Here is a 13,971-nt window from a genome sequence, read left to right on the forward strand (position 1 = left end):
ACTTCTACCATCATACTACAAAAACCTACAGGGTTGAAGCCCTGAAGCCAATCCTAACAAAAACAGATTCACGCAAACGAAGTATATAACCCGCTCCTTTTTGCTGCTTATGTTTCCGTTAAATAATAACTGCGAAAGACAACCCGCTTCAGTTAAGTTAACGATGCTTAATAAATTAGCGAAAGGACTGGTTCAATCCCATAAATAAGACCTCTTATGAAAAAGACCGCAGCACCTCTCTCTGAAGGGCGCTGCGGTCTTGCTCAAGTCGAATTATGACATTAATTGAATTAATTTCGCCAGCATTTTTGCTGCTTCCTCACGGGTAGCCAAATCCTTCGGTGCAAAATAGCTGCCTGCCTTATTTGCATAGATCTTGCCGTTAATGATTCCCGCCTGCTGCACTGCAGCTGCTGCTTCCTTCGCAAATGCACCAATAGATGATGCATCTTCAAACGCTATAGCATTTGTCTGCACGGGCAAATCAAAGTTCATGACTTCAACGAACCTTGCAATCATAGCAACCATTTGCTCACGGCTAATATTGGCTTTAGGATTGAAGCTGCCATCTCCAGCGCCTCCGACAATTTCTTTTTCAGCCGCCCATGCTACCGCCCCTGCAAAGTAATCGGATGACTTCACGTCCGTAAAGCTTGATGACGTGTAATCGTCCAGTTGAGCGCCGGCAATTCTTGCAAGGATGAGTGTGAAATCAGCCCTTGACATGTTAGCCTTTGGAGCAAACTTTTGATTGCCCAAGCCGCCGATTATATCTCTGGAAGATAAGTAAAGGATAGAATCCTTCGCAAAGCTTGATGCAGTGTCCAAAAATGCCACATGATTGTAGCCAACTCCGTAAGTAGAGAAATGGCTTACCGTAAACTGTAATTGACCTGTCGACTTATCGTACACGCTGTTAGGTACAATGCTAAGTTTGCCGTCATTTGCAATATAGTAGATGACTACTGCTTGGCTGTCTTCGTTTGCTTGAAGCGAATAAGGAATGCTAACCCGTGCTGTACCGCCCTTCAGATCGGTAATCGCTGTTTTTCCACCGATCACATCAAACTCATACACAGGATGGCTGCCGATCGTTTCCTTAATCGCACTAGAAAGCTTAGATACATCCGCTTTGTTGACCGCTATGGAAAGCTCGCCATTCCCTGAGGCTGCCGCCAATGTTCCAATAGCCTTAGCATCAAAGGATACGATTCCGAGTCCTGCATTAACATCCAGCGACTTCAATCCCTTAGCTGCAAGCTTAGCGATAGCTTTTTCCTCAAACTTGATAGCCGTTGACTTGGTGTCTGTGTTAGCCGCCATTTTAAACTCAATGGATGCAGGCTTGCCGTTTGATGCTTTATCTAATGCAGCTATTGCTGCATCCAATTGATTTACCGTTACCGTTGCTGTTGTCTTACCGCTGTTATCCGTTTCAGCTTTAAGTGTGCTTACTGCTTTTACGGTCTCACCATTTACGATCGTCACTCCAGCATCTTCAGGTTTTGTAGAAGGTGCAGGCGTCGGCGATGGATTCGGTGTTGGCGATGGAGTTACGATGTTACCTGAAGTAACCGTGACACTCGTCTCAGCGAGACCATATCCGTCAGCACTCGCTGCTGAAATGACCGCTGTTCCGGCTTTTAACGCTGTGACATTTCCATTTGAATCTACGGTTGCCACAGCTGTATTAGAAGAAGTCCATATCGCAGCAGCAGAGCTTCCGCCTACAGGCTGGACAGTTGCAACCAGCTTCGATGCAGTATCTCCAACTTTTAAGGATAAGGAAGCCTTATCCATCGTTACTTTCGTTACATTCAGCTGATATACGCCTACCTTGCCGCCTACCTCGAAAGCAACCAAGAGTAAAGGCATTCCAGTTGGGCTAATGTTAGCCGGAATAAACTCCAAGCCTTCTGGGCCAGTATCTGTATCTAAGTTGTCCTTGCCTTGACTGTCTTTGAACACGCGAGTATTTGTATAATTAGCGAATGTCGCATGCGCAGGATCTGTTACATCATAGGTCATGAAACCACCGATGCGCTCAAGACCAACGAATGCCAAAACCTTATTGCCAACCTTCCCCGTTTTAATATCTTCCGGTTCTGGTCCCTTCTTGCCGCTTCGATCGTCAATGGCTGTCTTACTGTTGCTTGTGTTAAAGAATGCTGGCAAGCGACTGCCCGTTATCGTTTCAAAATCGTTGCCGCTGTCATAGACCTGCTCCATCGAGTTCGCATTCCAGATAGAGAAAGAACGTCCGCCGTACATGTAAATGCCGTCATTGCCCATATCGCTTGCGACTTCAATACCATCATAAGCAGTCTTGCCATTTAGGAAAATCGCTGCCGCTGAAGTCGGATCAAGCTTTCCTTTTAATGCACCTATCGTGCTGCCGTTTGTACGGTTCGGCCATTCTGTTACATCGCCTTCATTAGCTGTAAAAAGGTACGTTTGACCGTTAATCGTATGAGATGCGATGCCATCAGGCATGTACATCCCTTTAAAAGGTACATTTTCCAGCTTAATCGCACCGTCTTTTAGAACGTCGAGAGAATTACGCGGATCATTATAATCCTTTAATCCGAGTGCTTTTACAGCCGTCACTTTGTTCGTTTCGATATCAATAATCGCAATTGCATTATTCTCTTGCAATGACACATAGGCTGTCTTGTTATCATCCGAAAGAGTGATATACTCAGGCTCCAGATCATACACAGCGTCTGCTTTTGTTCCGCTCGATTTAATTTTCCCATCTGCCGGATCTACTTTGCCGCGAATATGAACACCATCCTCGATAACGGACGGATCATCGAAGAGTACATGTGTAACTTTGTTGTTTACTGTATTGACGATCGTTACGCTTCCTTTAGGATCATCTGTACCATTGCGCGGCTCCGCCTCATCCGCAGTAAGGATATACTTTCCATCAGCTGTTGACTTAATCATATCCGGTTGTACACCAGCAGCGTAGGCTGAGATTAAATTACCATCATAATCGAGTACGATGATTTTACCTGGCTTGAGTGGATCCGCCTCTTGTACTGCGACTGAAACACGCTTAGTTGTCGTATTAATATCTACACTAGTTAAATCACCGTATACAAAACCTTCAACCTCGGCCATCGGCTTAACAAGTATCGTTTTTTCTTTACTTAGCGTTCCGTTCCCGCTTCCCAGACTGACAATATCTAAGCTTGGCGGATTACCGGAGCCATTAACTAAATAAAATTTGCCATTGTCTTTGTTGAATTTCACGATCTCGGCAACGCCGCCATCTTTATTGAATTGGCCTACTGAATATTGTCCGATTTTTGAAATATTGAGCGTATCTTTAAACTCAGCGGACGCCGGTTTTATGATCATATCTGCAGCTGCGCTCGCTACAGCCAATCTAACTTCGCTGCCAAAAACTCCAATGGTTCCCGTAGCTTGTGCGTTGTCCCCAACTTCAACCTTCGGAAACGCTCCATTCACATAAAGCAGCATATTGTTATCAAGCTTAATCGTATTAGCCGTTTTGTCCACGGCAGTTACATTGCCTGTAGTTGTCACTCTCCTGCCGTACATATCAGCTGTTACTGAACTAAGCTTATCTACATTAAGCATAGATTTATCGAACGTATCTTCCGCCACTAAGCTAAAAATTTTATTGTTCAGCCTTGTTACCTGTAAGTTGCCTTTTACCCGTACTTCGCCGTCATGAAGACCAGCCGTCCCAGAAACGCGTACCTCTGCACCTACCGGGATGGATGGGTCCATGCCTTCAACAGCAATTGCGCCCGTAAACGATTGTACATAACGCACTGCGTTTGCTTGGCTGTTATCCGATTTAACGGACGGAGTTGTAACCAAACCTTCGACCGTTACCACTTTGTCTGCTGTATTCTTCTGGAGTGAGCCGATAAGCTTCACAAAATCAGGAATGACATCAACGGTTCCCTCTGTTTTCCCACCTCGCGTAGGCGATGGATCCACTACTGCAAAATCAGCAGCATTGTTGTTGGAATCTTGGAAGTTAATGCGGCGCACGCCTTTAACAGCCGCTGGCAGTGAAGCCCCATTCCCTACGGATGTTCCTTCATGCAGGGTAGTTTGAACCGCACCGAAGCCTACCGCATCAACAACTGCCGAAGTGGCGTACACTCCTTGAAATAATTCCACCGTGCCATCCACATCAGACATGCCGATGGATTGCTCTTTCGTGCTTGCATATGCATCAGCTAGGTAAGGATCTCCGTAATTTTTGTCGCTCGTATTGCCCCATGTTGCTTCAAGGCGAACGAGGTAATAATCATGAGGAGCAATGACCGCACCTTCTTCAAAATCATAGCCTTGTACCGTTGTAGCACCTTTATTGCTGTATCTTAAATGATATCCTGCAAGTAATATTGGCGAAGCAGTAGGATTGTAGAGCTCTACAAAATCATACAGGTATGGAGATGCTGCTGGCGGAGTATCTTTATTAATTTTCCCGCCGCCGCCATATACTTCATTAATGAGAACATGAGTTGCTGGAGCTATACTGGATTGAATGGTAAACGCAAACGACTTAACTATGCTAACTGGCGTACCTGCCGTGCTGTCAGTCGCTGTAATCGTCACATTAGTATTTGCTACCGCCTTAGTCGGTGTCCCCGTTAAAGCACCATTTGGCGCAAGACTAAGCCCTTCTGGTAAACCAGTTGCTGTAAAAGTATATGGCGTGTTTCCACCAGTAGCCTGAATAACTGCGGAATATGGAGATCCAACAAAGCCATCAGCAAGAGATGCTGTAGTAATGACTAGCGGCTGGACAATACCCGGCCCCCATGCGCCGTCAGCACCGCTGCGGGGTATTGCTGCTAGTAATGCATCGCCGGTAGCTACCTCATAATCGACTTGTTTGAAATCCGCTTTATTATTGTCTGTATCTACGAAGTTGCTGCGGCGAATGGACTTTTTCTTCGATGTGCCTTCTGCTGAGCCCGTAGGGAATGCAGTCTCATATCCATCGATATTACTATCCTTATCATTGCTTCCTGTACCGACCATATCCACGTAGCCCTCTGGCTTTGATATAAAAGGATTAGGATCAGTCAGTAAAGTTTGATTGCTCATGAGAGCAACCTTCATCCCTTTGTTGTTAATAAAACGCTCCCAAGTAAGATCACTTTTGGCAGAGAGATTTACTTTAGGATTTGCAGCACCTGTAGAAGCTCCTGTTATAAGAAAAGAGGAATGCGCTTTAATCGTTCCGGTCAAATTTAGCATTTCCCAAGCCTTAGTAGCACCTGTCGTTACACCTGGGAGCGGTTCCGCATATTGCAGCGACCAACCAGCAAGATTGACATCACTATCCGTCGGATTATAAAGCTCAATAAAACCGTGAGATAAAAGTATTTCAGCATCCTTACTCAATCCACCGCCATATACTTGATTAATAACAATATGCGGGATCGCTACATTATAGGCGCTGTCTACTGCGTAAGGCGTCCCAGACAATGGCAAACCAGCAGCCATGACAGGTCCACCTGCCAGCACCATGCTGGCCGTAATTTCCGTAGCTAATAATAATGATATTAACCTTTTACTATAGATCTTCAAGTTTTACTCACTCCCATATCTATTATGTTAACTAGAATTGTAGAGAGTTTTTATTTCATAATGATTAATGTTCCATGAAGCTTTTGTAAAGTGCTTGGGGTTTGGTGGGGGTTGGTTATTGGTGGAGTGTTTGGTTATTGGCAACGTGTATGGTTCTAGATAAAGCGTTTGGGGCAAACAAAATAACCCGCTGGGAGCTTCCAGACGGGTTATTTGATTGATATGTTTATTTATGTTTACACATATAATATTTTCGGCTCAACATTGGAATCTGCTGTTATGTAGTTCATGTTTAACCTTTAACCCTAACGGACATGAAATTCGCTATTTTGAGGATTTAAGCTCGTTACGTAAATCTAACGGACATAGGATACGTTAATAGCTCGAAAAGTAGCTAAATTAAGCATCCTGAAACTAAATAAGAGATCCTATGTCCGTTAGTTCTACAAAAGGACGGAATTTCGGCAAATAAGGTATCTCATGTCCGTTAATTCTACACAAGGCTGGAAGCACCACTTATAAGACATCTAGATTCTGTTTGATACGATTATTTATGTTTACATAAATAATATTTTCGGCTCAACATTGGAGTCTGCTCATGCGCTGTTCATGTTCAGTCCTAACGGACATGAAATCCGCTACTTCGAGAATTTAAGCTCGTTACGTGGATCTAACGGACATAGGATGCGTTAATAGCTCGAAAAGTAGCCTAATCAAGCATTCTGAAGCTAAATAAGAGATCCTATGTCCGTTAGATCTATAAATGGATGGAATTTCGGCAAATAAGGTATTTGATGTCCGTTACAGCTCTTACTTGGAAGTTTTAATTGTAGAGAACCCTCACAATTAGCTAAGAATACGTGCGCCTGTACCAATTCATCAAAACCCCACTTTATACCTTCAACTTCCGCATTAGGTACTTGCCGCTAATATATGATAGTTCACTTTCTTAAGCGTTTTAAATAAATTACTTTACTGCATAAATAACGCTTCTAAGCCGCGCCATTCGAAATTTTTAATCAAAACTTGATATTTGAATAATAGATTTAAATGTTTTTATGTTCACTGTCTTTGAAACTTAGACTAACGCTTTGCGTAGAAATATTTGTAAATAAAGAAAGAATGAGGTCATTACGAATGAAAAATACATTCCTATATGCCCCAATCATTCTTGTTGCTCTGTTTTTTCTTAGCATGAATGAAGCAGGAGACGAGCTACATTGGAAAAACATTGTAGAGAAGATTTTAGTTTTGGGCTCTGCATTTGGGGTCTTATATTTAATTAATTGGCTTACCAAAAAATAAGCTTTAAGTTTATTAGAATTCAAACGTGGTCACAATCGAATCGATACATCGAAGTGTAACTATATTTCTCCAATTTACCTAATGCCAATAAAGGAGAATGATTTAATGAATCGCAGAACTCGTAATAATAAGGTAGATACTTTTTTTTACAGATTGGAAGTATTTTTTGAAGTATGGATATACCTCCCTCGGCTAATTTTCCGACTATACAAATGGATATTTGATTAGCTTACATACACTTGTTTAGTACAGGGAGTCTCTAAGACGCTTCCGACTAGAATGAAATAAATGTTATGTAAGACCTGGTAAGGCGGTACTAAGCGATATGTCTTTCATGGTGAGAAGGTGTGAATTACTATCCTCCCCTCTATGGGCTAGAGCAGGTTTCTAAGCAAGCGAGAGCTCCCTAATACCCGTTTGTATGATCTATGGCATAAAACGGCGAAGCTACTGCGAGAGAGCGGTTCAGAACTCAAACAAATAGAAGAATGGTTGCTTCATTCATGCGAAGATCGGAACTACAGCAGATATTTATATGCATGATTCTGAAATAACCAGCAGAGAGGCTTCTGATCGGTTTGTGTATCTTAACCCTCAAACAGTTAATTAAAATTTCGCACCATCTTCTGCACCATATTAAGTGCAAGAGGCACTTTTGTTGCAATATATAAAAACAAAAAAAGCCTTGCTGCGCAAGGCTTTCGGGTTTAAATAGTTGGAGCGGGTGATGGGAATCGAACCCACGCTATTAGCTTGGAAGGCTAAAGTTCTACCATTGAACTACACCCGCAAAGAAAAAGATTATGGTCGGGACGACACGATTTGAACATGCGACCCCCTGGTCCCAAACCAGGTGCTCTACCAAGCTGAGCTACGTCCCGAAGTGTAAATGAATTGCGTCTAATGTTGGGAAAATGGCGCGGCCTAAGAGATTCGAACTCCTGGCCTTTTGATTCGTAGTCAAACGCTCTATCCAGCTGAGCTAAGGCCGCACAATTTATGGAGCGGAAGACGGGAATCGAACCCGCGACCCTCGCCTTGGCAAGGCGATGCTCTACCGCTGAGCCACTTCCGCATGTATTTCTGTCGGCCGTTCGTTTCATTTATCATCGCGGCGACAAGTAATAATATATCACCCCTGAAAACAAAAAGCAACTGTTTTTTAAAAAAAGTTTTAAATTATTTTAAATCCTTTAAAATGCATTGTTCTAAATTGGCTGAAAAGCCTTATATGACGCGGAAGTATGTGCTTTTAGACTTCGTAAATCCAATCATAAAAATCAGCCTAAATGACGTTGCATCTTACTCCGTTTACTCCTTCCGATTGTTCAGCGCTAATGGATAACATTTTATAAAAAACGAATATAATTGATTCACTTCCCTCCCATTCGCTTCTAATCTCAATATACTACACATGGCTTATCTAAAAGAACAAAAAACCGCATTTCCAAAGGAAACGCGGTTTACGGCATTAATATTAGTTACTATGCTCCAGCAGCAGCCAATGGTCTCTCTGATTGTGCACGGTTAATCAATGCCACTTTATCAGCAGCAGGCTGGCCGGCTAGTGCATAAGGTAAGCAAAGAGGAACGCCTGTACGCGGATCAGGCACAATATCTGCCTCAATGTTAAACACTTCGCGCATAATATCCGGTGTCATAACTTCTGCAGGCGTACCTTCGCCTACAACGACACCCGTTTTAATTGCGATCATATGATGAGCGTAACGTGTCGCGTGGTTCAAATCATGAACGACCATGACTACTGTGCGATTATTAGCTGCGTTTAGCTTTTGAAGCAAGTGAAGAACCTCAAGCTGATGCGCCATATCGAGGAAAGTTGTAGGCTCGTCAAGGAATAAAATATCAGTTTCCTGCGCAAGAGACATTGCAATCCATGCACGCTGACGTTGTCCGCCAGATAGATGATCGACCGGACGATCGGCAAAATCAGTCATACCTGTCGCTTCGATTGCCCACTGCACGATACTTCGGTCATCCTTAGTCATCGATCCGAAGCCCTTCTGGTATGGAAAACGACCGTAAGAGACAAGCTCCGCTACTGTGAGTCCGTCCGGAGCGGTTGGATTTTGCGGCAAAATTGCCAATTGCTTCGCTACTTCCTTCGTCGATTGCTTATGAATGGACTTACCGTCCAGAAGTACACTGCCCTTCGAGGGATTCATAATACGGGCCATTGTTTTCAAAATCGTTGATTTACCAGAGCCGTTAGCTCCTACTAGCGCCGTGATCTTCCCTTGAGGTATAGCAATGTTTAAATTCTCAACGATTAGACGGTCATCATAAGCAATATCAAGACTAGAGGTCGTTAAACGAATCATTGAACATGCACGCTCCTTCCGCTGCCTGAGGCAGACACCTTCTCATTTTATATTTATATTTCAATAAGTAACAAATATTGATAACGATTATCATTTATCTTTTAATGATAATGTTTCTCATAAAAAAAGTCAATGATAATATAAATAGCATTTATTCATATCGATAAAAATAGAGCCCCATTTAAATAGAAAAGCCGCCCAACAGGTTGGGACGGCTAGCTTTTATCATTTTACTAACGTTACCACTTTAGCTTCGTGCCAAATACGAGACCATTGCTTATTAGCCTTCCAGGCGTAGTAATGAGTTTTCCTTGCGCGTACATGCCAGAGGATGCTCCTCCGTCCAAATTCATCGCCTGCTCAGCGCCAAGCTGAATCATGATTTGACTCCACTGTTTTATCGTTGCTTTGGAGACGGTAGCTATGACAACAGTCCCGTCCTTTTTGACAAGAATGCCGCTTCTGCCAGCAGCATCGGTCAATATTTTGGAGCTGCTAAACCCTTCCCCAGCTGGATTAACTGCCGGTTTCCCATCCTTCACAAGCCTAGGTCCTGCACCAATGGCGGTATGAACGCGAGACCATGCAATCGGACTTTTCGAGAGGTTGGTCATTTCGATCTTATAATCAACCTTCGTCCCCACCTTAAAGCGTGAGGCTAGCTTCTCCTCAGAACCTGTATAAACGAGAACATATCCATCTGCTGGAATGCTGACATTCTCTTTTTTGCTTATTTTGGTCACGACACCCTTACTGACCGTTACTGAAGTGCCTTGTGCAAATCCAAGCTTAGCACCACGCTTTGGCGTGAACATAATGGCTGACGATGCGCCTGCTGCAGGTGTTCGATTAATAAAATACGCATACCAGTTGTTAGGCGACTTAAAAGAACCGTCTGTTCCACCTAAAATTTTGACGCGCAGCGTATCCATAACTACATTCCCGTCCCATGTAAAACCAATCGCTGTCCCTGTATTGCCTATATGCTCCACATTGCCGTCTACAATTACCGTTCCATATGGCTCCGGAATGCCGCCATAAGCCTCAAAATAGGTTCCGTTAATCGCTGCGTCTGCACGGTAATCTTTAGCAATCGATTGAAGCGACTGAACGACGCCTATCTTACGGCTTGCCAGGCCTGCAGTAACGGGCATTCCCTTTGGAATGGTAACAGTTTGAACCGTAAACGACTGGCCTGCTGCAACAACCTTCTTGGATTCATGCTTCACCTTTAGGTTCAAGGTAGAGGCTGTAACCTGAATAGGAAGCTTCAGCTGGCCTTTGTAGCCGCTAGCTGTAACATCGACATAAAGATTAGCTGATCCAGCTGTAACCGGGGTTACCACGCTTTTCTCATTGATGCGAACGATCGCTGGATTGTCGGAGCGATAGCTGACAGCGACTGGATCGGACAGCTTCAGCTTGTCCGTGAGCAGGAGCCGTGTATCCAGCGGCAGCTTAACCGCCGCCGCTGCTGCATAGGTGATCGCAACGGTGCGAACTGGCCCCGCTGCGATTAATGTACTAGCGGACGCATATACGAAGCGTCCGCTGCCCTGCGGCGCCACACCGCTCGCGGGAACCGCGGTGTGACCGCCGTAGGTGTACAAGATCGACCCGGCAGAGCCGTCGATCGCGTACACAGCGCCGGAACGGCCGCCGGCCAGCACCGTGCCGGCGCCAAGATCCGGCGCAAGCGCCGCGGGGCCAAAGCCTCCCGCCCCGCTGGCGCTAATGCGCCATAGTTCCGCCCCGTCTGCGAGGCGGAACGCAGCTATGCCGTTGCCGCTGCGCTCCGCGGCAACGACAGTACCTTTGTCTCCGGGCACAAGCACCGGAGACGTCCAACCGCCTGCGGGCGCTGCTGCAAGCTCGCGAGTGAAGCGGACTTTACCGTCCTCTTCATACGCAGCGATAGCGTTGCCCGCAAGCAGCATCACGCCGCCGCTCACATCGCCTGCGATCAGCTTCGCAACAAGCAGCGTCTGCTCAAGCGACGCTTCCCATACAACTGCATTGCCGCGCACGGCATACAACACGCCATTGCTGCCCAGTACATAGACGCCGCGCTTACCTGCGGCCAGTTCCTTAACCGATACACCCTCTGGCAGCAGAGCAGCCTGCTGCTCTCCCTCACTGCTCAGCGATAAAACAGCATGCTGATATGCAAAATAAGGAGTACCTTCCCCATCCGTCACCATGCCAGATGGCTCTAATTGTTCCTTTTTCCCTCTAAAATAATAAATACCTTTCTGACCGCCATTGCCGCCTTCATCATATTGATAAAGCCTAGCACCAGTTCCTGCAGTAAATATTTGTCCTTTTCCATTTACGGCTGGGGCGGATAGTTTCGAATATGTGTTTATTCTTTTTAATTCTTTTCCGCCATTATCTAATAAGGATAACCATCCATTATTCGTTACTACCAGCAGCTTTCCACTCGGCATAACAATCGGAGGATATAGAGTACCTTCTGCTTTGTATCGCCAGTACTCGATTTCTGCTTTGCTGGCAGCAGAACCCTTCGCATTAGAAGCCACCGTTTTTGTCTCATTCGTCGATTCTGCCGCAGAAACGGAGGAACCCCTATAAGCTCCCTTACCACCTAATGATTCACTTCCTGTGTAGCTCACATTCAACACTATAATAAGCAGAATAGCTACTACTCTAACAAGCCATTTTTTCATCTTTTGCTGCATCTGACTGATCTCCTTCTCCTTCTTATGTGTAGATTCCAGTTAGTCCCAATGAACTATATCGACAGGTTTATTCTAAAAATGAAGGGATTATATGGATAATAGAGCCCTCAAATTCTATTCAGGAATAGGTTGGCATCCTGTAACTCCCTATGTTACGATCACAAAAACATGTCTACAAATCTAGCAATGGGATTACTATTTCTTTATATAAAACACTAATTCCATTTACTATTTATCCTCAAAACAATTAACCTTGTACATTTTTAACCCCATACGATTGAGCAGGATCACCTTACTGTAGAGGTAGATCGTGTTTTGAACAAGCTATCCTAAGCAAACATAAAAGGAGGATTATAACCAATATGCAAACCACTAGATGCAAGCTGGACCCATTACAACAATCAGATTTAAAATACATGCAAAGGATATATTCGAGTCATGAGGTTAGAAAATACTTAGGCGGAGCTGTACCAGTGGAATATCACCTAAATAAGTTTCTAGATGCTTTAGAGCGCTCATCAACGAAGGAGTCATACATTTGGACGGTTAGACTAAAAGAAAACAATGATTTTATTGGGGTTGTTTCCTTAGATAATCACATAGACGGAAGGTTTAAGGAAATCAGCTATGAATTTCTTCCGCAAAGCTGGGGTAGCGGCTACGCAGCCGAGGTAGTCGTTCAATTATTAATGTACGCACTTCATGAATTAAAGCTTGGCAAAGTAATAGCTGAGACACAAACAGCAAATACTGCTTCCTGCAGGCTCCTTGAGAAGGTAGGCATGCGATTAGAGCATAAGTTGCAAAGATATGGTGCTGAACAAGCGCTATACAGCTTCAATGATCATTCCGGGCTATTCGATTAATAGATGTGGATGATAAGCGTGGTTATAAAATCAAGCATGATGGATGATTACTACATAATTATTAAACACATATATAAACAGCAAAAAACCCTTGTTCGCCAAGGGTTTCTTCATGGTATGGTGCGCGTAGAGGGACTTGAACCCCCACGGTCGCCCGCTAGATCCTAAGTCTAGTGCGTCTGCCAATTCCGCCATACGCGCATATGTGATTCTTTGAAGCTTAACCATGTTTTGCAGGGCTTCCACCTACATTACTCTGTTGACATACAGAGTGCTTCCCTATGAAGGGTGTTAAATATGGTGCGCGTAGAGGGACTTGAACCCCCACGGTCGCCCGCTAGATCCTAAGTCTAGTGCGTCTGCCAATTCCGCCATACGCGCGCATGTGAGATAAAAAATGGTGAGTCATGTAGGATTCGAACCTACGACACCCTGATTAAAAGTCAGGTGCTCTACCAACTGAGCTAATGACTCATAGTATAAGTGGCTGGGGATTCAGGGATCGAACCTGAGAATGACGGAGTCAAAGTCCGTTGCCTTACCGCTTGGCTAATCCCCAATAGCGATATGGTGGACGCTGACGGGATCGAACCGCCGACCCTCTGCTTGTAAGGCAGATGCTCTCCCAGCTGAGCTAAGCGTCCAAGGATAAAGGCGCCATTTGTAAAAATAATTTGGTGACCCGTAGGGGACTCGAACCCCTGTTACCTCCGTGAAAGGGAGGTGTCTTAACCACTTGACCAACGGGCCATGCTAAAATTTATGCTTGTCCTTACAGTTGAAAGTTTTCTGGAGCTCTCAACCGGATTCGAACCGGTGACCTCATCCTTACCATGGATGCACTCTACCTACTGAGCTATGAGAGCATAATGGCTCCCCGAACAGGACTCGAACCTGTGACAACTCGATTAACAGTCGAGTGCTCTACCAACTGAGCTATCAGGGAACATTGTATTTTGAGTTGAATGTTATTAAAGCATCAACTTCAAAATAGGCACGGTTGAATATCAAGGCGTATTGCGCCTTGAAAACTGGATACGAAAGATTAGGCTTGCTGAAGCCTTTATGCTGCTGTCTACTGGATGTATGGGTCACAGTAAACGTGTTTAGGATAAGCCCTCGACCGATTAGTATTCGTCAGCTACACACATTGCTGTGCTTCCACCCCGAACC

Annotated in this window: 5 protein-coding genes and 12 tRNA genes; 2 read left to right on the forward strand and 15 right to left on the reverse strand. The window is 44.6% G+C overall.

The genetic code is table 11. The features are described from left to right. Positions 1-273: 273 nt before the first annotated feature. Positions 274-5,586: a choice-of-anchor I family protein gene (locus AC1DOV_RS32925; protein ID WP_477509966.1), complete on the reverse strand. Its 5,313-nt coding sequence runs from the start codon at positions 5,584-5,586 to the stop codon at positions 274-276. Positions 5,587-6,723: 1,137 nt separating this feature from the next. Between AC1DOV_RS32925 and AC1DOV_RS32930 the strand changes: the two genes are divergently transcribed. Continuing rightward, positions 6,724-6,891, forward strand: coding sequence for a hypothetical protein (locus AC1DOV_RS32930; RefSeq protein ID WP_477552003.1), 168 nt, complete (start codon positions 6,724-6,726; stop codon positions 6,889-6,891). A 716-nt stretch (positions 6,892-7,607) separates the two neighbouring features. On the opposite strand, the gene AC1DOV_RS32935 is transcribed toward AC1DOV_RS32930, so the two are convergent. The 6 genes from AC1DOV_RS32935 to AC1DOV_RS32960 all read right to left on the reverse strand — a co-directional run bounded on the left by AC1DOV_RS32935 (position 7,608) and on the right by AC1DOV_RS32960 (position 11,932). Then, positions 7,608-7,681, reverse strand: a tRNA-Gly gene (locus AC1DOV_RS32935). Positions 7,682-7,695: 14 nt separating this feature from the next. Continuing rightward, positions 7,696-7,772 (reverse strand) — tRNA-Pro (locus AC1DOV_RS32940). A gap of 34 nt (positions 7,773-7,806) precedes the next feature. Next, positions 7,807-7,883: transfer RNA gene (locus AC1DOV_RS32945), tRNA-Arg, on the reverse strand. A gap of 8 nt (positions 7,884-7,891) precedes the next feature. Continuing rightward, positions 7,892-7,966, reverse strand: a tRNA-Gly gene (locus AC1DOV_RS32950). A 409-nt stretch (positions 7,967-8,375) separates the two neighbouring features. After that, entirely contained in the window at positions 8,376-9,233 is an 858-nt protein-coding gene (locus AC1DOV_RS32955) for an ABC transporter ATP-binding protein (protein ID WP_076271911.1), read from the reverse strand. 239 nt (positions 9,234-9,472) lie between these two features. After that, positions 9,473-11,932, reverse strand: a complete 2,460-nt coding sequence (locus tag AC1DOV_RS32960; protein WP_477552004.1) for a phosphodiester glycosidase family protein — start codon at positions 11,930-11,932, stop codon at positions 9,473-9,475. A 362-nt stretch (positions 11,933-12,294) separates the two neighbouring features. On the opposite strand from AC1DOV_RS32960, the gene AC1DOV_RS32965 reads away from it, so the two are divergent. After that, the gene (locus tag AC1DOV_RS32965; protein ID WP_477552005.1) at positions 12,295-12,798 is read left to right on the forward strand and encodes a GNAT family N-acetyltransferase; all 504 of its coding nucleotides are present in this window, start codon (positions 12,295-12,297) and stop codon (positions 12,796-12,798) included. 118 nt (positions 12,799-12,916) lie between these two features. Here the strand turns inward: AC1DOV_RS32965 and AC1DOV_RS32970 are convergent. The 8 genes from AC1DOV_RS32970 to AC1DOV_RS33005 form a co-directional block, all read right to left on the reverse strand. Continuing rightward, positions 12,917-12,999: transfer RNA gene (locus tag AC1DOV_RS32970), tRNA-Leu, on the reverse strand. 97 nt (positions 13,000-13,096) lie between these two features. Then, positions 13,097-13,179: transfer RNA gene (locus AC1DOV_RS32975), tRNA-Leu, on the reverse strand. A gap of 17 nt (positions 13,180-13,196) precedes the next feature. Continuing rightward, positions 13,197-13,272: transfer RNA gene (locus tag AC1DOV_RS32980), tRNA-Lys, on the reverse strand. A 10-nt stretch (positions 13,273-13,282) separates the two neighbouring features. After that, positions 13,283-13,357 (reverse strand) — tRNA-Gln (locus AC1DOV_RS32985). A 9-nt stretch (positions 13,358-13,366) separates the two neighbouring features. Continuing rightward, positions 13,367-13,442 (reverse strand) — tRNA-Val (locus tag AC1DOV_RS32990). 31 nt (positions 13,443-13,473) lie between these two features. Beyond that, positions 13,474-13,548: transfer RNA gene (locus tag AC1DOV_RS32995), tRNA-Glu, on the reverse strand. Positions 13,549-13,588: 40 nt separating this feature from the next. Further along, a tRNA-Thr gene (locus tag AC1DOV_RS33000) sits at positions 13,589-13,664 on the reverse strand. Positions 13,665-13,668: 4 nt separating this feature from the next. Continuing rightward, positions 13,669-13,744: transfer RNA gene (locus AC1DOV_RS33005), tRNA-Asn, on the reverse strand. Between the last annotated feature and the right edge of the window lie 227 nt (positions 13,745-13,971).

Source organism: Paenibacillus sp. 01T47 (assembly GCF_056398245.1).

Coding starts and splice junctions, on each gene's coding strand:
- AC1DOV_RS32930 (WP_477552003.1), top strand. CDS start 6,724: ATGAAAAATACATTCCTATATGCCCCAATCATTCTTGTTGCTCTGTTT.
- AC1DOV_RS32955 (WP_076271911.1), bottom strand. CDS start 9,233: ATGATTCGTTTAACGACCTCTAGTCTTGATATTGCTTATGATGACCGT.
- AC1DOV_RS32960 (WP_477552004.1), bottom strand. CDS start 11,932: ATGCAGCAAAAGATGAAAAAATGGCTTGTTAGAGTAGTAGCTATTCTG.
- AC1DOV_RS32965 (WP_477552005.1), top strand. CDS start 12,295: ATGCAAACCACTAGATGCAAGCTGGACCCATTACAACAATCAGATTTA.